The following is a 19525-nucleotide window of genomic DNA, read 5'->3' as shown; positions in this document are numbered from 1 at the left end:
ACGAGTCGCTGCGTGCGTCGCCGCGAACGTCGTCAAGAACAAGGAGGCAGGAGATGGCGGCCCCGAATTTCCTCGCGCTGCCGATCGACCCCGCCGAGGGGTTTCCGCAGGCGTTCCGGCTGTCCCTGGCCGGTCGCTCGTACCAGTTCCGTCTGTACGCGAACGTGCGGGAGGAGCTCCTCGACAGCGTGCCGGACGGCCTGCTCGACCTGCCTGCCGACGGGGCGTTCCTGGTGTTGTCGGTGGACCGCGAGGAGCCGGCCGGCCTGGTCACGCTCCTGCGCCGCAAGCTGGTCCCCGGCGTGGAGTACCACGCGGCCGAGCTGGCGTTGACGTTCCCCGCCATGCGGCTGGACCCGCGCAACCTCAACGGTTCCGGCTCGTTCGGCTCCCGGGTCACGGGCGGGGTGGCCCTGCGATGAGCGCGCGGACGAGCGCCCGGCGGGGGCGTGCGGCATGAGCTTCTCCATCTGGTACAGGGTCGAGATCTCGGCCGCCGGGGCGCCGCCCGGACTCGGGCTGCCGGTGACCGTGTCCAACGACGTGCTGGCCGGCGCGTTCGTGCTCGACGCCGAGATCACGGTCACGATGACCGAGGGCGCCGCCACCGACACGTTCGAGATCACCCTGATCAACCTGCCGCTCGACCTCACCGAACTCATTCGCGCGGTCCGGGCCACGACACCGGTGGACGTCACGATCCATCTCGGGTACTTCGACGAGCCGACGACGCGGACGGGCGACGGCGGCCTCCTGCTGACCGGGCGGCTGACCAGGGTCTCCGGCTGCGTCGGGGCCGACGGGTACGCCCGTACCGTGCTGTACGGCCAGGAGACGGCCGGCTATCTGCTGCGCAGCACGCGGGCCGCGGCCGCCCGGGCCGGCGTGACGAGCGCGGCGGTGTTCGCGGGCGAGCTGGCCGGCAAGGCGCAGGTGCCGGTTGCTCCCGGCTCGACGCTGCCGGGGGACCTGGCCGGCTTCACCGTACGCAGCGGGTCCACGCTGGACGCCCTGCGCGCGCTGGCCGACCGGGGCGACGCACCGCTGGTCGTCCGCGACGGCACGGTCTACCTCGGCGCGGCGGTCGGTGCGGCGAGCGACGCGGCGCCGGTGGCCTTCGACCCCGGCACCAACATCGTGTCGCTCGACACCGTCAACGGCGAGGACACCGCGGGCAGCCAGGCGCCGCCGGTGCGCGCCGCGCTCAACCTCACCGTTCTCGGTCACCCGCGCCTGCGGGTCGGGCAGGTCGGGAGGATCACCGGGCTGGCCCGCGTGCCCGCCGGGCCGCTGCGACTGTCGCGGGTGGTGCACAGCTTCACGACGAGCGGCGGGTACACCGCGGAAGTCGGCCTGATCGCGGCGGGCGCCGGCGAGCGTGCCCAGGTCGCCGCGGGCGTGCAGGTGGTGGTGGACCGCTGGCGGGACATGACGCACCGGGCCCTCGACGACCATCCGGCCATCGACGTGGGCGAGGTCACCGGGTACGCCGACGGTGCCGGCGGCAAGCACCTGGCCTCGCTGCACTACGCCCAGGCGCCGGACCCGGACGTGCTCGCACCCAGCGTGGCCAGCCCCGTCGATCCGACGGTGGACCTGCACGAGAAACCGATCGCGTCGGTGTTCGCGTTCGACAGGACCGGCCTGGTCGTGCCGGTGTACCCGGGGATGCGCGCACTGCTCGCCCACAACCGGGGCGCGGTCAACGACGCCGTGCTCGCCGGGTTCCTCTGGCCGGACAACCCCGTGCTGCGCCGCCCCGCCAACGAGCCGGGTGACTACTGGCTGGCACTGCCCACCGCGCTCGGCGACGACGGCCTGCCCACGGGCCCGGGCGCCAACGACCTCACCGACGCCGGCGGCCGCCGGGTGATCCAGGCCACCGGCCTGCACCTCCTGGTCGGCGCGGGCGCGCTGCCCGAGGTGGGCACGCGGCCCGACCCGCCCGACGACGACACGATCACGATCGAGCACCACAGCGGCACGACGATCACCGTGGACGCCGGCGGCGCCGTCACCATCAGCACGGGCGACAAGCCGATCACGCTGACCAACGGCGAGGTCAGCCTGAAACTCGACGGCTCGAAAGTGGCGGTGTCGTGATGCCCGCCGTCCTCACGGCCGCGTCGAGCCTGGTGTGCCCGCACGGCGCGCCCCTGGTGATCACGCCGAGCCAGCAGCTGCTCGCCGTGGACGGCCAACCCGTGCTCGTCCGGGCGGACCTGTTCACGGCGACCATGCCGGCCTGTCAGAACAAGCCGCCGTGCGGCGCGGTCGCCTCCGTCGACACCGGCCTGTCCACGGCGTTGTGGGTCGACGGCCAGCAGGTGCTGCTGGAGACCGCGCAGGGTTCGACGCTGGCGGGGGCGCCGTGGCGGGTCGTGTCAGCAGGTCAGACGAAACTGGAGACAGCATGACGAAGCCGACATCCGCCGACCTGTTCGGGAACGGCCTGCTCGTGGACGACGGGGACCTGGTGTTCGACGGCGGGGACCTGGCAGTGGTGGCGGGGATCGCCAACCTCACCCAGGCGCTGACCCTGCGGGTCCTGACGCCGTCGGGCTCCGACCGGTTCAACACCGGCTACGGGCTGGACGTCACGCAGGCGTTCACCCTGCCGAACGGTGCCCGCGTGGTCAAGGAAGTACTGAAGCTGAACCTGGTCGGCACGCTGGGCACGGACCCGCGGGTCAGCGAGGTCAGGCAGGTGACCTTCGACGACGACCCCGACCGGCTCGCCGCCGGTCCCGACGCGGTGGCGCGGGCGCAGCTCGCCCGGGCGCGCCGGGTGTGGGCCGTCGAGGCCGACCTGGAGACGGTGGCCGACGTCCCTGTGACGCTGCGCGTGAACGTGGAGGTGTGACGATCGTGACCGATTTCGGGGTGACTCCCGGCGGGTTCGTGCTCAAGCCCGTCGATGCGATTCTCGCCGAGTCCTTCGACCGGGCCAGGCAGGTCTTCCCCGGCGCGGACCTGACCAGTACCAGCGCGCTGCGCAAGATCCTGGAGACGGCCGCCGCCGAGGACGGCGAGGTGTGGAAGCGCCTGGAGGACCTGTACTACCAGAACTTCGTCTCCACTGCCGTCGGGGACGCCCTCGGCCTGCTCGGCGAGGACATCGGCCTGGAACGCGCGCAGTTGTTCAGCAGCGGCACGGTCAGCGTCACCGTGGTGAATCCGGCGGAGGGACGGACGTACGTGCTGCCCGAGGGCGCCGTCCTGGTGACCGCGGGAAGTTCCCCCCGGGCGTTCGGCACGGTGGCGCCCGTCACGCTCGACAACCGGGTGCCGACCGCCGACGTCGGCGTGGTGGCGTTCGAGCCGGGGCCCGACGGCGACGTCGGCATACGCGCGATCGACGGCATCGACCCGACGTACGCGTCGATCTACCTGGCCGACCTGGGCGCCGCGAGCCTCAAGGTGACCAACGACGCACCGCTGGCCGGCGGCACCGACATGGAGGCGGACGAGTCCTACCGCGGCCGCCTGCTCGGCTTCGCCCGCAACCTGTGGACGGTCGAATCGGTCGCCCAGGCGGCCCTCGGGGTCAGCGGTGTCATCGACGTGGTGCTGTCCGACCCGCTCGGCGGCGTGGACGTGTCGCAGAGCTACTTCGACCTGTTCAACTTCGACCAGCGGGCGTTCAGCAGCGAACGCAGGGCCGGCGAGCCGTACTTCTTCAGCGTCGTGGTGGCACACGACTTCCGCTGGCCGTGGCAGACGACGGGCCCGGTGCCCGGCGTCTTCGAACGGGTCGGCGCGGCCGTCGACGCGGTACGGCCGATCGGCATCCACGCGAACATCGTCGAGGCCGACCACATCGAGGTCGGCGTGCGGGCCACGCTCGTGATCGCGCCCGGCTCCGACGGCGTGGCGCTGCTCTCCTCGGTACGCCAGCGCCTCGCCGCCGACATCGCCGGTCTGCGCCTGGGCGGCGACGTCCTGTACTCGCAGGTGGTCCGCGCGTTCGTGGAGCAGCCGGGCGTGCTCGACGTGCAGGGACTGCACCTGCGCCGCTCCCCCGCGGCGTTCGGCCGGATCACGTTCGGCGACGTGCCGTTCCAGGAGGTGCTCGCGGAGGCCGCGGTGGGCGAGAACCTGGCCATGGGCCCGACGGAGCTGGCCAGGTTCGCGGCGGGCGGCGACGCCTTCGACGTGACGGTGGTGACCGGATGACCGCCGAGGTGACCGCGCCCGCGACCGCCGCGACCCGGATGGGCCGCAGGCTGACCGTCCCGTTCGAGCGCGGCGCCGGGACGACGGAACTGCCCCTCGCCCTGTACGGCAGCAGCCAGGTGGCGGTCGCCGCCTACGACTTCGCCGACCATGTCGCCCGCTTCGGCGCGCCGCCCGAGCCGCGGTACGTGCTCACCGCCGCCCAGGACATCCCCGTCGACACGAAGGTGACGGTGAGCTACGAGGAGCCGGACACGGGCGGCGAGGAGCAGCTGCTGTACGTCGATGTACCGGGCGGCACGGTGGCCGGTACGTCGTTCCTGCTCGAAGAGCCGGTCACGGCGACCGCCCGGGTCTTCATGCTGACGATGGTGCCCACGCCGCCCGGCAACGACCCGCAGAACTGGTGGACGCTCACGGTGCTGCTCGGCAACCTGGCCAAGCTGCTGTGGGTCACCGGCGCCGAGCGCGAACAGCTGCGCAGGCACGCGGCGTTCACACTCGCCCAGCGGCACCTGCCGTCCGCCGTCGGGCTCAGCCTCGACCTCATCGGCGCCGACCTCGGGGTGCCGCGCTTCCCGCCGTTGCCGCACGGGTTCGACGCCGGCACCGTGGCGCTGTACCACCTCGACGACGCGGCCGGGTCCGTGTCGGCGGCCGAGGTGACCGCCGCCTACCCGGGCCGGACCGGGCACCCGGGCACGCTCAAGGGTCCGGTGCAGCTCGGCGTCCCGGGCCGCTACGGCCAGGCGATGGGCTTCCGGGCCGCCGAGGCCGCCGTCTCCGTCACGACCAGCACCGCGTTCGACATCGGCGAGCACGACGGTGCCACGATCGAGTGCTTCGTCCGCCCCGACCAGGAGCCCCCGCACACCCCGGACGGGCCGGTGCTGAGCCGGCATCCCGATCCCGTGAGCGGCGAAGGGCCCGGCTGGGTGCTCGCGGTCGGCACGTTCGGGCGGGGAATAGCGCGCAGCCTGTCGTTCAGGATCAGCGACGGGGACACCACGGTCCGCCTGTTCGCGGACACCACACTGCCGACCGACGCGTTCACCCATGTCGCCGCGGTGGTCGACCGGATCACCGGCCGGGTCTCGCTCTACCTCGACGGGCAGTTGCGCGACTGGCGGTTCCTCTACCCGCTCGGCGCGGTCGCCAACACGGCCCCGCTGCGCATCGGCGCGGCCGGCGGCTCCTTCCGCGGGATCGTCGACGAGGTGCGGATCAGCTCCGTGGCGAGGGCCGACTTCGCGCCGACCCTCGGCGAGGACGACGACCACTACCGCAAGCGGCTCGAACTGTTCCACCGCTGGACGCTGCCGACCCCGGCCAACCTCACCACGCTCCTCAACCGGCTGGCAGGCCCGATCGGCGACACCGAGGACTCCGACGCGCTGGTGGTCGACGACAGGAACGCCCCGCTGGTCCGCGGCACCCGTCTCGTGCACGTCCGGCCGCGGACCCTGCTCCCCGGGGAGAGCATCGACGCGGCGGGACGGCGGCGTTCGCCCGAGGCGGGCGTGGTCGGCACCACGGGCCAGGAGAGCGCGTTCGACCCGGCCTACCTGCTGCGCTACGACCGCGCCGACGTGGACTTCACCCCGGCACCGGCCGGGAGCGGGCCGGCCGACCCGCACCTGGTGCAGATCGGAGTGGCCGAGCGGCTCGACGCTCTGGTCACACTGGCCGGCGCCGAGACCGTGCCGCCGGGCCGGCTGCTGGTCGACGCCGCCTACGACCCCGGGGCGGACGACCTGCGAGCGACCGGCCGGGCGGTCCTGCTCGGGCACAGCTCGGTGGCACCGGGCCGCCTCGCGGCGCTGGCCCACCGGGCGGGTTTCGACTACGTCAGCCACCGCCCGACGGGCGGCCCGGGGCAGGTCTACGCGGCCGCGGCGCTGGAGGACTACTTCAGGATCGACCTGGCCCTGGCCGACCCCGACCCGACCGTCACCGCCCAGACCGACGCCGACCCGACCGTCACCGCCCAGACCGACGCCGGCCCGAACGACCTCGCCCAGGCCGACGCCGGCCCGAACGACCTCGCCCCGGACGCCCCCGACCCCGCCGACCTGACCCCGGGCATCGCCGTGACGCTGTCGCTGCGACCCGCGCCCCCGGCGGACGCCTTCCTGCGCTGGCTCGTCGTGCCCGGTGGTGCCGGACGCGGCACGCTGACACCTGAGAGCGGCCCCGGATCACGGCACCGGACCGCCTCGCTGCTGCCCACCGCGCCCGGACAGCTGATCGTCAAGGCCGACGTGACACGGGGCGGACACGCCGTCCCGGTGTCGGCGACCCGCGCGCTGCGGGTGGGTCTGCCCGGCCTCGACGAGGGCGCCACGGTCACCGCCGACGGCACGCCCGGCCTGCCCGCGTCCAGCGTGGACCGCCCGGGGACGTACTTCGACGCGGCGTTCCTGGTGTTCCACGACGACCCCCGGGTCGACTACGGCGGCCACGACGCCCACCTCATGCAGCCGGCCGTCGCCGAACTGCTCGACGCCCTGCTCGCCGAGCTGGCCCGCCGCTCCGTCACCGGACGGCTCGCCGTCACCGCCGGGTACGCCGCCGCCGGCGACCCTCCCGACCTGGCCGTCAAGGAGGGGCGCAGGCTCGTCCTGCGGCACGGTTCCCTGGACGCCGGGGCACTGGCCGAGGTGGCGTTCGCGGTCGGCTTCGCCCATCTCACGCGGCACGGCGACGACGTGGAGGTGCGCCAGACGCCCGGGCAGCTCGTCGAGGTCCGCGGACCCGCCGGCGTCGAGGGGGGCGCGGTCATCGAGCTCGACGAGGGCACCACCATGGACCTCACCGCGACCCCGACCGCCGAGACCCTCGCGGCCGCCGGGCTCACCGGCCAACTACCCGACGAGGGGCCGCGGTTGAGCTGGGCCTCGGGGACGTACGACACCGCCGCGATCACCGTCGGGTCCAGCACCCGGCAGACCGTCACGCTGCGGGCCGACGCCGCCGGAATGGCCTGGGTGCAGGCGAGCTACCTGATCGGCGCCGAGCCCGTCCCGTACACCTTCCAGGTGCGTCTTCGGCCCAAGCTCGACACCCCGGCGACGGTGATCACCAAGGACCAGCACGACCTGATCATGAACGTCCTCAACGTGCTGCATCCGGTCGGCGTGGAGGTCAACACGGCGGCGGTCCGTGCGCACGTGATCGAGGTCCAGGGCGACCTGGCCCAGGCCAACCCCGACTACACGTACCCGAAGTTCCGCGTACGCAGCACCCTGCCGCGTCAAGTCAGGAGGCCCGCCGATGGCTGACATCAGCTTCAACCCCACGTTCAGCCACAGGGAGTTCGTGGACGGTCCCGACGGCGACCGGGTCAGGGCAGCCGAACCGAACGGCTTCAACGCCCGGTTCGGCGCCATCGAGGACGACCTGCGCCAGATGTCCACCGTCGTCGACCAGATCAGGGCGGCCATCGCCGCACGCGGCACGGGGCCGGTCGAGCACGTGCTCGTCCTGCCGCCGAAGCTGCTGGTGATCCCCGCGCGCACCAACTGGACCACCACCGCCAGCGGTGCGGCCCAGGCCCTGGACCATGGCGTCGACGGAATGATGGAGGTGGCGCTCCCCGACAACGTCCGGCTGGTCTCGTTCCGCGCCATGGGCCAGAACCCCAGCGGGGCGGCGGCGCCGCCGGACATCACCCTGTCCCGTCTCGCCGTCCCCGGCGGCACCCCGGAGACGCTGGCCGAGATCTCCGGTGACACGAACCCGTACGACAAGACCACGGTGATCGACGCATCCGTGGCCACGACCGCGACCGCGACGTACCGGTACCTCATCCGGGCCACCGTCACGTTCGCCCCCCAACCGGTGACGATCGCCGGTTTCCAGATCGTCTACACCAGCAGCTGAGGAGTCATCGTGGCCGACATCGGCTACACCCCCACGTTCCGCGACGTCCCCTGGACGGACCGCAGGGACCGGGCGACGGCGAGCGGGCCGATCGGGTTCAACAGCAAGTTCAACGCGATCGCCGGCGACCTGCGCCAGTTGTCGACCGTGGTGACCCGTATCGGCACGGCGATCGACGCGTCGAACGCCCCTCCGCCGCCGCAGCAGCAGCGGCTCAGCTTCACGCCGGTCCTGCACACCACCTCGTCCTCGACCGGCGAGTGGGCCTACGACGCGAGCGGTGTCGTCAGCACGGCCAGCGGTGAGGCGCTCGGGGTGGCCAACCTGACCCTGCCCGACGGGCTTCGGCTGACATCGGTGCGGGTGGTGGGCAGCATCGGAAGGAACTCCTTCGGGGCCGGTGGCGGCGGCGTCTCGTTGCTGCGCACGCCACTTCGGCTGGTCGTGCCGCCACCGGCCCCCGAGGCGCTGACCGGCGACGGCGACATCCCGGGCAAAGGCCCTTTCGACCTGCAGATACCGGTCACCGCGTCGCGTGCCCTGATCGACACCAGCGTCTTCCGCTACGTCTTCACCGCGAACTTCACCACCATCACCTTCGGCGGGCTGTCGATCGAGGCCGTCCATCTCACCTTCGCACCGCCGTCCTGAGCGGGAGGGGACACCCATGAGCGACCTCAGCTACACCCCCACGTTCGCGCCCACCGACTGGATCGACAACGTCCACCGCATCCAGGCAGACGGCACGAACGGCTTCAACGTGCGGTTCGACGCGATCCAGGCCGACCTGCAGCAGGCGGCCGCCGTGGTCTCCGAGATCAACACCGCGATCGGCCGGCCGGTCGGCGTCCCGACCGGCCAGCAGCTGCTCACGCCCGGCCTCGACCTCGTCTCCACGCCGAATTCCGTCATCGGCGGCTGGACCTACGACGAGACCGGGGCGGCACACCCCGACGCCGGCAGCGCCGGCGGCAGCGCGGTGATGGGCCTCAGCCTGCCGGCGGACATCCGGCTGGTCTCGTTCCGGGCCATCGGCCTTTTCGCCGGCGGCGCCACCAGCCTCAACATCCTCCTGCTCAGGATTCCCCTGTCCGACGCGAGCGCGGCCCCCGACCGGCTGGCCGAGATCAGGAACAGCACGTCCGTCTTCACCAATCCGTACGACATCACGGTGCCCGTCGACACCGCGTTCGCCGCCGTCGACCCCGACACGTTCCGCTACTACATCGCGCTGTCGACGGGCTTCGTCCAGGACTCCAGCGCCACCAGCCTGGCGACCGTCCAACTCGCCTACACCGCGAGCTGAGCCCGGCGCCATGCGCATCGACTGCCACGTCCCGATCACCCTGCGGATCGTCGGGGTGCCGACCGACGAACAGCTGGAGGCGGCCGGCCGCGCCCTGACCCGCGCGGTGGCGGCCCGTCTCGCCGAGGCCGAGCGCATGCTGGCGGAGCGCCACCCGGAACGGGCCACCGGGACGGCCGGTGCCGCCGCGACGCCCGGTCCGCTCGGGTATCAGCCGGGCAGTGCCGGCCGGGCCGCCGGCGGGCCGACGGCGCCGACGGTCGCGCACCTCGACGCCGCCGCGCTGGCACACGAGGAGCAGCGCTCGGCGGCGCGGGCGCACGGCGTGCCGGTGGGCGGGAGCGAGAAGCCACCGGACGACCCGTTCGCCGGGGCGCTGCGCGAGGCGGAGCGGGAGAACACGCTCGCGCACCCGCCGGCCCCACCGGGGCCGGAGCCGGTCGTGCCGGACTCCCCCTCGCAGCAGGAGGAGGTCTTCGCGCCCATCGACCCGGCGACCGACCTGTGGCCGCTGCCCGGTGTCGAGGACCGGATCGTCGCGCTCGCCGAGGAGACCGAGGAACGCGAGCGGGCCTCGGGCCGGAGTGTCACCCACACCAGGGACAACATGATCGAGTACTGGAAGGAGCGCTTCGTCGCGTCGGTGGACTACATCCTCCACCGCCGAGGCGGCGGGCACCGGAAAAGGCTCGCCGCGGGACTCGCGGCCGCGGAGAGGAAACTGGCGGGCGAGTACCGCCGACTGCGGGCGCAGGCCTACGCGGCGGCCGACAAGAGGGACGCCGAGACGCGGCGGCTCCGTTCCGAGCCGGACCCGGACGTGGTCGACGAGATCCTCGCACTGCACCGAGCCGAGGAGGAGAGCTACGCGGTCAGGCTGGCGAACGTGCTCGCCCGGGTGGCCGCCCTGCGCCGCGACTACGCGAACAGGTGGCGGCAGGTGGCCGAGCGGGCGGCGCGGGAGTACGTGGTGATCGCCGCCAACCAGGCGGAGTTCATCCTGCAGAAACCGCAGACGGAGGTCCGGGTCTACGGCCTGCCCGAGTACCTCGAAGGCACGGTCCCGGCGGCCGACCGGCCCGATGTCCTGGCGCAGGGCCAGGACGTGCCCGGCTCGTCCCCGACCGTCGTGAGGTTCATCGAGGCCGTCCAGAAGGAAACCGGCTGGCATGTGAAGGCGGACAACTATCCGAATCATGCGAACAGCAACCCGTTGCTCGGGGACAAGGAGAGCGTCGGCGAGTACTCCTTCGACATGGACCTCAGCGGTTTCCTGAAGATCACGGAGGACGGGTTCTACGAGCGTGACAAGCTCGTCGGCTTCCTGGTCGCGGTCGACCGCGCCGCGCGCCACGAGCGGATCGCGTGGAACGCGTACTACAACGACGCGGTCGTCGCCGGCCGGGTCAACGCCGCGGCCGGCCGCAGCCGGATCACCTTCTCCGGCGGTGGCGGCCCCACGAACAACCCGGGCAGCTTCCACCACGGTCCCGGCCTCTACGTGCTGCACCTGCACTTCAACGTCATGCCGGTCGACATCGCCGCGCAGTACCTCGCGGGCAACCCGACCGCGCCCAAGATCGAGATCGACTAGGGCCCGTCACTCCCCGGAGGTTCACGGTCATGCGACGCCGCTATCACCTGCCCGCCGACGTCGGGGTGCCGGACGGTGTACCGGCCCAGGACAGGCAGCGCCTGGGCGCCGTCGTCCGCGCCGCGGTCGGCCGTGCCGTGCACGCCGCGGCCCCCGGCGAGACGGCGCGGGCGGCCTCGGCTCCGAGGCCGCAGCCGCGCGAACGGGTCGCCGGGGCAGGCGGCGACGCCTACCCCGTGCCGAGCTACGGGGACGCCGGGAACAAGGTCGGCATACCCGTCGCCGACCAGCCGCGGCGTGCCGCGGCAGCGGTGTCCGGCGACGGGCGCGACCCGGCGGACCCGCACAACCGGCTCACCGCGCGGGAGCTGTTCGACATCTGGATGAGGTACTGGGCGGTGCGCCACAACGAGGCTCTCCGACACGAGCGGGAGGTCCGCAGGAGCGTCTGGCGCATCGACGTCGTCGCGTTCACCTCGCATGAGCGGAAGTTCCGGCTCGGCGACCGGGACGCGCACGGCCCCGCGTACCGGGCGGCCGCCGACGAGCTGGACTTCTGCCAGTGGATGGCCTCCGCGGCGACGGAACTCCTCGTCTGGCTCGAAGTCCAGGAGAAGAAGGGGACTCCGGTCACCTTCGAGCAGGCGAACCGGGCCGCGGCGAGCATCGCGCGCGGCCTCGCCTTCAACCAGACTTGGGTGCAGCCGCTGCTCCTCGGCGTCGTCGGGGGTGCCTCGGTCCGGTCCGCGGAGACCGGGGCCGGCGCCGGTCGGCCGCCCGCCTCGCCGCGCGTGCCCGCGGCTGCGGAGCAGCCCTCCGCCGCGCCGCGTCCCGCGGGCGGCGGCTGGGTCGGCAGGACGGCCCGGAACGTGGTGGCCCGCGCGATGATCGGCCTGTCGGAAGCCGAGTCCGCGACCAGGATGGCCACCGGTTCCCCCGCCGTCACCGAGCCGGCCCGCCCGCTCTCCGGGCGCCCGCCGGCCACGATGCCGTCGCCGACCGCCCAGGAACAGTCGGCCCCGCCCACCTCGCAGCCGCCGACCACCCCCGCACAGACCGCGCCCGCGCCGCAGACGCCGGCCGTCGCCCCGACCGCGCCCACCCCCGCCGCCGCCGGCACCGGCGTGCAGGCCGCCACCGTGATCTCGCCGCAGACCCGCGCTCCGGCGGTGTCCCGGCCTGACCTCCTCGCGGAGTACGAGCGCGTCGCCAACAGCAAGATGACCGCGGTGGTCCTCGACGTGCTCAGGGGCCGGCGCACCACTGCCGCGCGCACCAGGCTGGCCCAACTGCGGCAGCAATTCGACCAGTTGAGGCGACAGGTCGGCAACGGGCCGATGACCGCGGCCCAGCGGGCCGATGCCACCGCCGTTCTCCGGGAGGCGAGGGACCTGGCGAGGGCCGACTTCAACAACGTACGGAAGGCGATCTGGCGGCGTCTGCGCGCCGACCCGGATCTCCTGCGGATCGAGAGGCAACTGCAGGCCGCCGGTGACGCCGCCCAGGGGGGCGCCGCACTGCGGGTCAGCACGCGGACCGCCGACGGCACCCGGTTCGAGGCGCTCGGTGTCGAGCACCGCACCCGGCTCTCCGACGACCCCTGGCGGTACGACGACCCCGCCAACCTCATCGTCACGGACGCCCCCAGAACGAGCAGTACCTCGAAGCGCTGCGCCGGCACGGCTCGATCTGGCCGACCGGTGATGTCGAGGACTTCGTGATCCGCCACCGACTCAACGACCAGGGCGTGGACTTCACCCCCGACACCCGGCAGTGACGACCTGTCCCCGACGCCCCCGGGCCACGCGGTCCGCTGAGCGGAAAGGCGCATGACACACGCCCTCGGCCTGGTCACGCTGGCTGCCTCAGGCACATGCGGACGGCATGGCACACGGCACCGGCCGCTCAACGTGCGGCCGCGACACGGGGGAACGGCGACGACTGATGGCCCGGAACGAAGTGACGGCGGAGCCGCGAAGAGACCGTAGGACGGTACGGGAACAAGACCTTGTCGGACTGCGCTTGTTCGGCACCTTCCGGCTGGAGGGAGTGAACGGGAGCGTCGCTGTTCCGGCGAGCGCACAACGGCTGCTGGCCTATCTCGGGCTGCACAGGCGTGCGCCCCGTTCGGTCGTCGCCGGGACACTGTGGCCCGACGTCACCGAGGAGCACGCGCACGGCAGTCTGCGTACGGTGCTCTGGCGGCTGCGCCGGATGCGGCAGCCGGTGGTCCGCAGCGACGGCGACAGCCTCTGCCTGGCGGACGGGGTGTCCGTCGACGTCGACGACTTCACCCGCGCAGCGCTGCGGTTGACCGGTTCCCTACCGGCTCCGGGTGAGGCACCGCCCCCGCTCGTCCTCCTCGAAAGCGGCGAACTGCTGCCCGGATGGGACGAGGAGTGGATCCACCCCGAGCGGGAGCGGCTGCGTCAACTCCGCCTGCACGCACTCGAATCGCTCAGCGTCCGGCTCACCGTGCGCGGCTGCTACGCGCTCGCGCTGGAGGCGGCCCTCAGGTGCGTCGCGATCGAGCCCCTGCGGGAGAGTGCCCACTGCGCGGTGGTGGCCGTCCACCTGGCCGAGAACAACATCGTGGAGGCGATCCGGCACTACGAGGCGTTCCGGCGGCTGCTCGGCGAGGAACTCGGACTCGAACCCTCGGCGCGCCTGGCCGGCATGTTCCCGTACCAGGTCAAGGGGCGGTACCCGGAGGGGGGCTTGATACGGTCGGGCTCGCTCGACTGATCAGACCCGGGTCACCGGTGTCTGCAGTTCCGTCACCCAGTCGTCGCGGTTCTCGGGGCACTCCAGATTGACCTCGCGGGGGTAGCCGTGCGACCGGTAGCCGTTGGCATCGGTCCAGTGGGCCAGGGTCTGGGCGGTGGAAAGCACGGTGTCCATCGAACCGCGGTGCACGATGGTCGCCGCCTGGTCCAGGGACGGCAGGTCGAGGACGCGGAAGGCGCCGTCCTGGAGAGGGGCGGCGACCTGCACGGCGGCGTGGACGCTGATCCTGCCGCCGCCCTCCGGGGCGTCCTCGTAGTAGGCGACACCGGGGCCCGTGGGGGTGACACCCGCCGATCCCAGGCGCCGGAACAGTTCGTCGTAGAGCGGCCCGATGACCGGGCCGATGTCCTCGGGCGCGAAACTCGCGGCGGTCGCGGTCAGCTCCGCCACGCGGACAGTGGGGACGCTCTTGACGACAACGTCGTTCGTGGGCATGTGGCCCTCGCTCTCGATCGCTCGGAGCCTCGCTTCGACCTGGACCAGCCGTGCTCCTGCGGCGGCCATGGCGGTCTCCAGTTCCGCCCGCCGCAGCCGCAGCATGCCGCGCAGTTCCTCGGCGCCGACCTTCTCGTCCACGATGTCCAGGACCTGCTGAAGGGTGAATCCGAGGTCCTTGAGCGCGATGATCCGGTTGAGGCGGGCGAGCTGAGCTGCAGCGTAGTAGCGGTAGCCGCTGGCAGGATCTACATGGGCCGGGCGCAGCAGGCCGGTCGCGTCGTAGTGACGCAGCATCCGGACCGAGACGCGGCCGTGCCGGGCGAAGTCTCCGATGGTGAACATGATGTCTCCGAGCTGACCGCCTGACACGGTGTGAGGGTCAAGAAGCTACCCGGCGGCGGAGGAACACCGAGAACGCGGGGCATCACCACCCAGCTGTGTTCCTCGTCGATCGAGTCGGACGGTCGGCCGTCTCCGGCAGACCGACCGGCCGCCCAGGAGCCGTTGGCTGCAGGCGAGTGAGGGGGCTTGAGTCTCCCGTAGGGGGAGACGTAAGGGTGGGGGCATGGACGGTGACACGCTCTACTCGATCGGCGAGCTCGCTCGACGGACCGGTCTCACGGTCAAGACCATTCGGTTCTACTCCGATCGCGGAATCGTGACGCCGACGGACCGCAGCCCGGCCGGCTACCGCCGCTACGGCATCGATGCCGTCGCACGCCTGGATATGGTGCGGACCTTGCGTGAGCTGGGACTGGACCTTCCCACGATCCGCAGGGTCGTGGACCGCGAGCTGTCGCTCGCCGAGGCCGCCGCGGTGCACGCCGAAGCGCTGGCCGTGCAGATCCGCGTCCTGCGCCTGCGGTGCGCGGTGCTGGCAGTGGTGGCCGAGCGCGGGTCGACACCTGAGGAGACGGAATTCATGCACCGGCTGGCCCAGCTCTCCGCCGACGAACGCCGGCGTCTGATCGGCGACTTCCTCGACGTCGTCTTCGGTGGCCTTGACGCCGCCCCCGCGTTCGCGGGAGTCATGCGCTCGATGACCCCGGAGTTGCCCGACGACCCGGAAGCGGAGCAGGTCCAGGCGTGGGTGGAGCTGGCCGAGATGTCCCTGGACCCGGCTTTCCGTGCCGCCCTGCGGCGGTTGGCCGAGGACCAGGCGGCCGAACAGGCCCGCAGCGGCACGACGGGCCCGCGCCGCGACGTCGCCGCGGCTGTCCGTGACCAGGCCGGCCCGGCCCTGACCGCCGGAATCGACCCGGCCTCGCCCCAGGCCGATCCGGTCGTCGCGGCGTTCACGGCGTACTACGCGCACCTCCTCGGCCGCCCCGACCCCGACGACGTCGAGCTTCGCCGGCGGCTGGTGACGCGGCTGGAGAGCGTGAACGACCCCCGCAGGGAGCGGTACCTCCAACTGCTCGCAGTGGTCAACGACTGGCCGGCACCGGAGAGTCTGGCCCCGGTGTTCGACTGGTCCGTCCAGGCCCTACGTATCCGGACACGGCACTGACGGGGCGGTCGCAAGTCGGCACCGGCGCGGTCGTGGAGCCCCCTCCGCCCGCCGGGTCACACCTCGACGAGGCCGAGTTGGCGCAGCATGCCGAGTTCGTCGCTGCTGCCCCAGCGTTCGACGAGTTTGCCGTCGCTGTCGAAACGGCTGATCTGCATGCCTCGGTAGCTCACCTTCCTGCCGGTCGCCGGTCGCCCCATCAGCGGCCCCAGGTGCGTCCCGGAGATGACATAGGCGAAGGCCAACTCGTCGTCGGTGGCGACCAGGTGCTCCACCTGGAGGTCCAGGTCGGGAAAGGCTGTTCGCAGTTCGCCGAACATGGTCTTGTACCCGCCGGGCCCCGGCGTCTGTCCCGGGGCGGGATCATGGTCGGTCGAGTTGGTCGCGACGATCTCGTCGAGGGCGTCCAGGTCGCCGGCGACGACGGCCTCTCCGAAAGCGGTCTGTGCGGCGATGTTCGTCTGCTGAGCCATGGGCACTCCCGAAGCATCCGGGCCACTGGCCTGTCCGCCGGCCGCGAAGCCCATTCACACGGTATTTCGACCCTACACCGGTCACACATCCCCAGCATGTCTGCGCGACGCACCCTCGACGCAGGTCTCCCGGGCACGGCGCCGGACGTCGTCGACCGGATACGCAGGGGACACGGCCGGGCCCCGTCCGCGAGGACGCGGCGAAGGAGGCACGAGGCAGGAAGGAGCGAGGGGCCCGGCAGCGTCGGTCCCTGCTAGAGCTTCAGGGCCGCGGCGAAGGACGAGAAGGTGGGCGTGACGACGCGCCACCTCTGGGCCATGGGGTCTGTCGAGACGTGGCTTCCCACCACCCGTGGGTCGGCGGGATCGGTCCGAAAGTCGAGGGCGAGAGCCACGTCGTCGCCGATCTCCCGGTTCACGGCGATGAAGAACGCCTTCTCCACGTCCAGCCAGGGCAGTTCGACCGGCGCCTGCTGTCGGCTGCCCCAGGCCAAGTGGAGGAAGGCGGCGAACGGCTCGTCGCCGTCGGCGGTGTCGAGCGACCCGGACTCCCTCTCCATCGAGTGCACGCTGGAGAGGAAGTCGACCGGAATCCCGAACCAGGGGATCAGTCGCGCCATCTCGGCATCGCCCGGATGACGCCAGCGTCCCTGGTCCAGCAGGGTCGTCAGAGCCGCGGGCACGGGCAGTCCTCGGACCTTCGCCTGGGCCATGACAGCCAGCGTGGCACAACCCGTGCCGGTTCCGGGAGCGGTGAGCGTGGCACAACCCGTGCCGGTTCCGGGAGCGGTGAGCGTGGCACAACCCGTGCCGGTTCCGGGAGCGGTGTCAGTCGGCCGGGTGCCCCGTCGGCACTCCCATCTCCGCCCGGTAGCCCGCGTACGCGGCGCGCAGTTCATCGCCCGGCCAGTCGGTGGGCAGGAGTTCCGGGGGCAGGACCGGGTCGGTCAGCAGGTGGCGTACCGCTGCCGCGAAGACCGTGAAGCGGTCGGCGGGGAGGCGGGAGTCGGACGCTCGGGTCAGGAGGGCACGTGCGGTGGTGGACCAGGTGGTCAACGGCCACAGGCCGGCGGCCAGTTCGGGCGCGGGACGGTCGGGGCGGGCCGTGTAGGACTGGGCGGTGTCCGCCAGGTCCGCGGGGAGGGGCCTCGCGAGGTTCGCCGGGCGCAGCCAGACGCCCTCGCGGAGTTCGGCCAGGCGGAGGGAGGTCAGGCGGGTGCGCAGGTCGGCTCGTGCGGCGGGGCCGCGGCCCGTGGCCGTGATGACCAGCATCTCCCAGTCGCCGCGCCACGCGCGCGTGCGGGGGCGTACCGCCTCGTCCTGGCGGCGCTGGCGGGCCAGCAGCCGGTCGCTGAGACCGTAGACGGCGTCGTCGGTGCGGCGCAGGTCGCCGGCCGCCGTCATCCGGCTGAGCGCGGCCCGGAGCGTCGAGCCGCCGACCCCGAAGGGCTCGACGAACCGGATCAGGTCCTTCACCGGCAGCTCCGGCGGATGCGTGCCCAGCAGCAGGCTCAGCACGACCGACCGGGCGGACAGCGGCCGCAGGTCGACGTCGGCGGGCCCGGCGGACACGTCGTTCATGCGCATGGTCACGTACTGTACGTGCGGCACGATATTGCAGTATTGCTGCGGTCGTGGAATTACTGCAACATGAGAGTCATGGACTCGACCGCCGCGCTTCCGCAGCCGCAGTACGCCACTCACGACGTCACCAACCAGCCGCCGCCGCTCGCCCCGTACGACGCCTCCGCCGACCCGGCCCTGATCGAGGGCCTGCGCCGGGAGGGGGCGGGCTGGGCCGAGGAGGGGATCCGGCGGCTCGGGGTGCGGGCCGGGAGCGCGGAGGCGCAGGAGTGGGGTGAGCTGGCCAACCGGCACGAGCCGGAGCTGCGCACCCACGACCGGTACGGCAACCGGGTCGACGAGGTCGACTTCCACCCCGCCTGGCACCACCTGATGCGGGAGGCGGTCGCCGAGGGGCTGGCCGGGGCCGCCTGGGCGGACGACCGGGCGGGGGCCCATGTCGCGCGGACGGCGGGCGGACTGGTCTGGGGGCACACCGAATCCGGCCACGGCTGTCCCACGTCGATGACGTACGCCGCCGTGCCCGCGCTGCGCGCCCAGCCCGAGCTGGCCAAGGTGTACGAACCGCTGCTGACCAGCCGGGAGTACGAGCCGGGGCTGCGCGTGCCGGCCGAGAAGCCGGGACTGCTCGCCGGGATGGGCATGACCGAGAAGCAGGGCGGTTCGGACGTACGGACGAACACGACGGCCGCCACGCCCACCGCCGAGCCGGGCGTCTACACCCTGCGCGGGCACAAGTGGTTCACCTCGGCTCCGATGTGCGACGTCTTCCTGGTCCTTGCCCAGGCGCCGGGCGGCCTGTCGTGCTTCCTGGTACCGCGCGTGCTGCCGGACGGCAGCCGCAACGCGTTCCGCATCCAGCGGCTGAAGGACAAGCTCGGCAACCGCTCCAACGCGTCCTCCGAGCCGGAGTTCGACGGAACCGTGGCCTGGCTGGTCGGGCCCGAGGGACGGGGGGTGAAGACCATCATCGAGATGGTCAACTGCACCCGGCTGGACTGTGTGATGAACTCGGCGACCCTGATGCGCAAGACGCTCGTCGAGGCGGGTCACCATGTACGGCATCGCAGCGCGTTCGGTGCCCGGCTCGTCGACCAGCCGCTGATGCGCAACGTGCTGGCCGACCTGGCCGTCGAGTCGGAGGCCGCGACCACGCTCACCCTGCGTCTTGCGGGGGCGGCGGACCGCGCGGTGCGCGGGGACGAGCAGGAGCGGGCCTTCCGGCGGATCGCGACCGCCGTCGGCAAGTACTGGGTGACCAAGCGCGGTCCGGCCTTCACCGCGGAGGCCCTGGAGTGCCTGGGCGGCAACGGCTACGTCGAGGACTCCGGCATGCCCCGGCACTACCGCGAGGCCCCGCTGCTGTCGATCTGGGAGGGCTCGGGGAACGTCAACGCGCTCGACGTGCTGCGGGCACTGTCCCGTGAACCCGGCGCCGCCGACGCCCTGTTCGGCGAACTCGCGCACGCGCGCGGGGCGGACACCCGGCTGGACGCCGCCGTGACCCGGCTGAAGAACGAACTGGCCGAGACCGACCAGGCGGGGGCGCGCCGGCTGGTCGAGCGGATGGCGCTGGCGCTGCAGGCCTCGCTGCTGGTGCGGTACGCCCCGGCCGCCGTGGCGGACGCCTTCTGCGCGACCCGGCTCGGCGGCGACTGGGGGCACGCGTTCGGCACCCTGCCCGCCGGCGCCGGGTTCGACGCGATCCTGGAGCGGGCCCTGCCTGGCCGGAACTGATCCCTCGCGGAGGGTCTTCGGCCGGTGACCGCCGACGG

Annotated in this window: 18 protein-coding genes; 14 read left to right on the top strand and 4 right to left on the bottom strand. The window is 72.6% G+C overall.

Annotated elements, in window-relative coordinates; translation table 11 throughout:
• The first annotated feature begins 53 nt into the window (after positions 1-53).
• The 12 genes from SSP29_RS43610 (at position 54) to SSP29_RS43555 (ending at position 13703) form a co-directional block, all read left to right on the top strand.
• Complete coding sequence (locus SSP29_RS43610) at positions 54-422, top strand: hypothetical protein (protein WP_089106505.1); 369 nt, start codon at positions 54-56, stop codon at positions 420-422.
• A gap of 34 nt (positions 423-456) precedes the next feature.
• Complete coding sequence (locus tag SSP29_RS43605) at positions 457-2103, top strand: hypothetical protein (RefSeq protein WP_089106504.1); 1647 nt, start codon at positions 457-459, stop codon at positions 2101-2103.
• Complete coding sequence (locus SSP29_RS43600) at positions 2103-2417, top strand: hypothetical protein (protein WP_089106503.1); 315 nt, start codon at positions 2103-2105, stop codon at positions 2415-2417. The genes SSP29_RS43605 and SSP29_RS43600 overlap by 1 nt, the downstream gene beginning before the upstream one ends.
• Complete coding sequence (locus SSP29_RS57580; protein WP_089106502.1) at positions 2414-2863, top strand: hypothetical protein; 450 nt, start codon at positions 2414-2416, stop codon at positions 2861-2863. The genes SSP29_RS43600 and SSP29_RS57580 overlap by 4 nt, the downstream gene beginning before the upstream one ends.
• Positions 2864-2868: 5 nt before the next feature.
• The gene (locus tag SSP29_RS43590) at positions 2869-4176 is read left to right on the top strand and encodes a baseplate J/gp47 family protein (protein WP_089106551.1); all 1308 of its coding nucleotides are present in this window, start codon (positions 2869-2871) and stop codon (positions 4174-4176) included.
• Positions 4173-7457 (top strand): LamG domain-containing protein, encoded by a 3285-nt coding sequence (locus SSP29_RS43585; protein ID WP_089106501.1) that lies wholly within the window; start codon positions 4173-4175, stop codon positions 7455-7457. Before SSP29_RS43590 ends, SSP29_RS43585 begins: the two co-directional genes overlap by 4 nt.
• Positions 7450-8058 carry a hypothetical protein gene (locus tag SSP29_RS43580; RefSeq protein ID WP_089106500.1) on the top strand — a complete coding sequence of 203 codons (609 nt, stop codon included), beginning with the start codon at positions 7450-7452 and terminating at the stop codon, positions 8056-8058. Before SSP29_RS43585 ends, SSP29_RS43580 begins: the two co-directional genes overlap by 8 nt.
• A 9-nt stretch (positions 8059-8067) precedes the next feature.
• Positions 8068-8709: a hypothetical protein gene (locus tag SSP29_RS43575; RefSeq protein ID WP_089106499.1), complete on the top strand. Its 642-nt coding sequence runs from the start codon at positions 8068-8070 to the stop codon at positions 8707-8709.
• 16 nt (positions 8710-8725) lie between these two features.
• Entirely contained in the window at positions 8726-9364 is a 639-nt protein-coding gene (locus SSP29_RS43570) for a hypothetical protein (protein ID WP_089106498.1), read from the top strand.
• A 10-nt stretch (positions 9365-9374) separates the two neighbouring features.
• On the top strand, positions 9375-10958 hold the full coding sequence (locus SSP29_RS43565) for a hypothetical protein (protein WP_089106497.1): 1584 nt from the start codon (positions 9375-9377) through the stop codon (positions 10956-10958).
• 29 nt (positions 10959-10987) lie between these two features.
• Positions 10988-12679 (top strand): hypothetical protein, encoded by a 1692-nt coding sequence (locus tag SSP29_RS43560; protein WP_089106496.1) that lies wholly within the window; start codon positions 10988-10990, stop codon positions 12677-12679.
• Positions 12680-12980: 301 nt separating this feature from the next.
• Positions 12981-13703: an AfsR/SARP family transcriptional regulator gene (locus SSP29_RS43555; protein ID WP_245883526.1), complete on the top strand. Its 723-nt coding sequence runs from the start codon at positions 12981-12983 to the stop codon at positions 13701-13703.
• On the opposite strand, the gene SSP29_RS43550 is transcribed toward SSP29_RS43555, so the two are convergent.
• A complete protein-coding gene (locus SSP29_RS43550) occupies positions 13704-14525 on the bottom strand; it encodes a MerR family transcriptional regulator (protein WP_089106494.1) in 822 nt (273 codons plus the stop codon). It abuts the gene before it with no gap.
• A gap of 223 nt (positions 14526-14748) precedes the next feature.
• Here SSP29_RS43550 and SSP29_RS43545 point away from each other — a divergent pair, with 223 nt between their 5' ends.
• A complete protein-coding gene (locus SSP29_RS43545; protein ID WP_089106493.1) occupies positions 14749-15693 on the top strand; it encodes a MerR family transcriptional regulator in 945 nt (314 codons plus the stop codon).
• Positions 15694-15749: 56 nt separating this feature from the next.
• On the opposite strand, the gene SSP29_RS43540 is transcribed toward SSP29_RS43545, so the two are convergent.
• The 3 genes from SSP29_RS43540 to SSP29_RS43530 all read right to left on the bottom strand — a co-directional run bounded on the left by SSP29_RS43540 (position 15750) and on the right by SSP29_RS43530 (position 17753).
• Positions 15750-16166, bottom strand: a complete 417-nt coding sequence (locus SSP29_RS43540; protein ID WP_089106492.1) for an ester cyclase — start codon at positions 16164-16166, stop codon at positions 15750-15752.
• A 254-nt stretch (positions 16167-16420) separates the two neighbouring features.
• Positions 16421-16879, bottom strand: a complete 459-nt coding sequence (locus tag SSP29_RS43535) for a hypothetical protein (RefSeq protein WP_089106491.1) — start codon at positions 16877-16879, stop codon at positions 16421-16423.
• Between the two features lie 115 nt (positions 16880-16994).
• Positions 16995-17753, bottom strand: coding sequence for a PaaX family transcriptional regulator C-terminal domain-containing protein (locus SSP29_RS43530; RefSeq protein WP_089106550.1), 759 nt, complete (start codon positions 17751-17753; stop codon positions 16995-16997).
• Positions 17754-17825: 72 nt separating this feature from the next.
• On the opposite strand from SSP29_RS43530, the gene SSP29_RS43525 reads away from it, so the two are divergent.
• Positions 17826-19487, top strand: coding sequence for an acyl-CoA dehydrogenase family protein (locus tag SSP29_RS43525; RefSeq protein WP_089106490.1), 1662 nt, complete (start codon positions 17826-17828; stop codon positions 19485-19487).
• Positions 19488-19525 lie beyond the last annotated feature (38 nt).

It is taken from the genome of Streptomyces hyaluromycini, assembly GCF_002217755.1.
GTDB classification, from domain to species: Bacteria; Actinomycetota; Actinomycetes; order Streptomycetales; family Streptomycetaceae; genus Streptomyces; species Streptomyces hyaluromycini.
Note: the sequence above shows the minus strand (reverse complement) of the source record. Positions and strands in the feature narration are given on the sequence as shown.

Bases quoted from the DNA above. Each gene is read 5' to 3' on its own strand.
- SSP29_RS43610 (WP_089106505.1), top strand. From the start codon at position 54: ATGGCGGCCCCGAATTTCCTCGCGCTGCCGATCGACCCCGCCGAGGGG.
- SSP29_RS43605 (WP_089106504.1), top strand. From the start codon at position 457: ATGAGCTTCTCCATCTGGTACAGGGTCGAGATCTCGGCCGCCGGGGCG.
- SSP29_RS43600 (WP_089106503.1), top strand. From the start codon at position 2,103: ATGCCCGCCGTCCTCACGGCCGCGTCGAGCCTGGTGTGCCCGCACGGC.
- SSP29_RS57580 (WP_089106502.1), top strand. From the start codon at position 2,414: ATGACGAAGCCGACATCCGCCGACCTGTTCGGGAACGGCCTGCTCGTG.
- SSP29_RS43585 (WP_089106501.1), top strand. From the start codon at position 4,173: ATGACCGCCGAGGTGACCGCGCCCGCGACCGCCGCGACCCGGATGGGC.
- SSP29_RS43580 (WP_089106500.1), top strand. From the start codon at position 7,450: ATGGCTGACATCAGCTTCAACCCCACGTTCAGCCACAGGGAGTTCGTG.
- SSP29_RS43570 (WP_089106498.1), top strand. From the start codon at position 8,726: ATGAGCGACCTCAGCTACACCCCCACGTTCGCGCCCACCGACTGGATC.
- SSP29_RS43565 (WP_089106497.1), top strand. From the start codon at position 9,375: ATGCGCATCGACTGCCACGTCCCGATCACCCTGCGGATCGTCGGGGTG.
- SSP29_RS43560 (WP_089106496.1), top strand. From the start codon at position 10,988: ATGCGACGCCGCTATCACCTGCCCGCCGACGTCGGGGTGCCGGACGGT.
- SSP29_RS43550 (WP_089106494.1), bottom strand. From the start codon at position 14,525: ATGTTCACCATCGGAGACTTCGCCCGGCACGGCCGCGTCTCGGTCCGG.
- SSP29_RS43545 (WP_089106493.1), top strand. From the start codon at position 14,749: ATGGACGGTGACACGCTCTACTCGATCGGCGAGCTCGCTCGACGGACC.
- SSP29_RS43540 (WP_089106492.1), bottom strand. From the start codon at position 16,166: ATGGCTCAGCAGACGAACATCGCCGCACAGACCGCTTTCGGAGAGGCC.
- SSP29_RS43535 (WP_089106491.1), bottom strand. From the start codon at position 16,879: ATGGCCCAGGCGAAGGTCCGAGGACTGCCCGTGCCCGCGGCTCTGACG.
- SSP29_RS43530 (WP_089106550.1), bottom strand. From the start codon at position 17,753: ATGCGCATGAACGACGTGTCCGCCGGGCCCGCCGACGTCGACCTGCGG.
- SSP29_RS43525 (WP_089106490.1), top strand. From the start codon at position 17,826: ATGGACTCGACCGCCGCGCTTCCGCAGCCGCAGTACGCCACTCACGAC.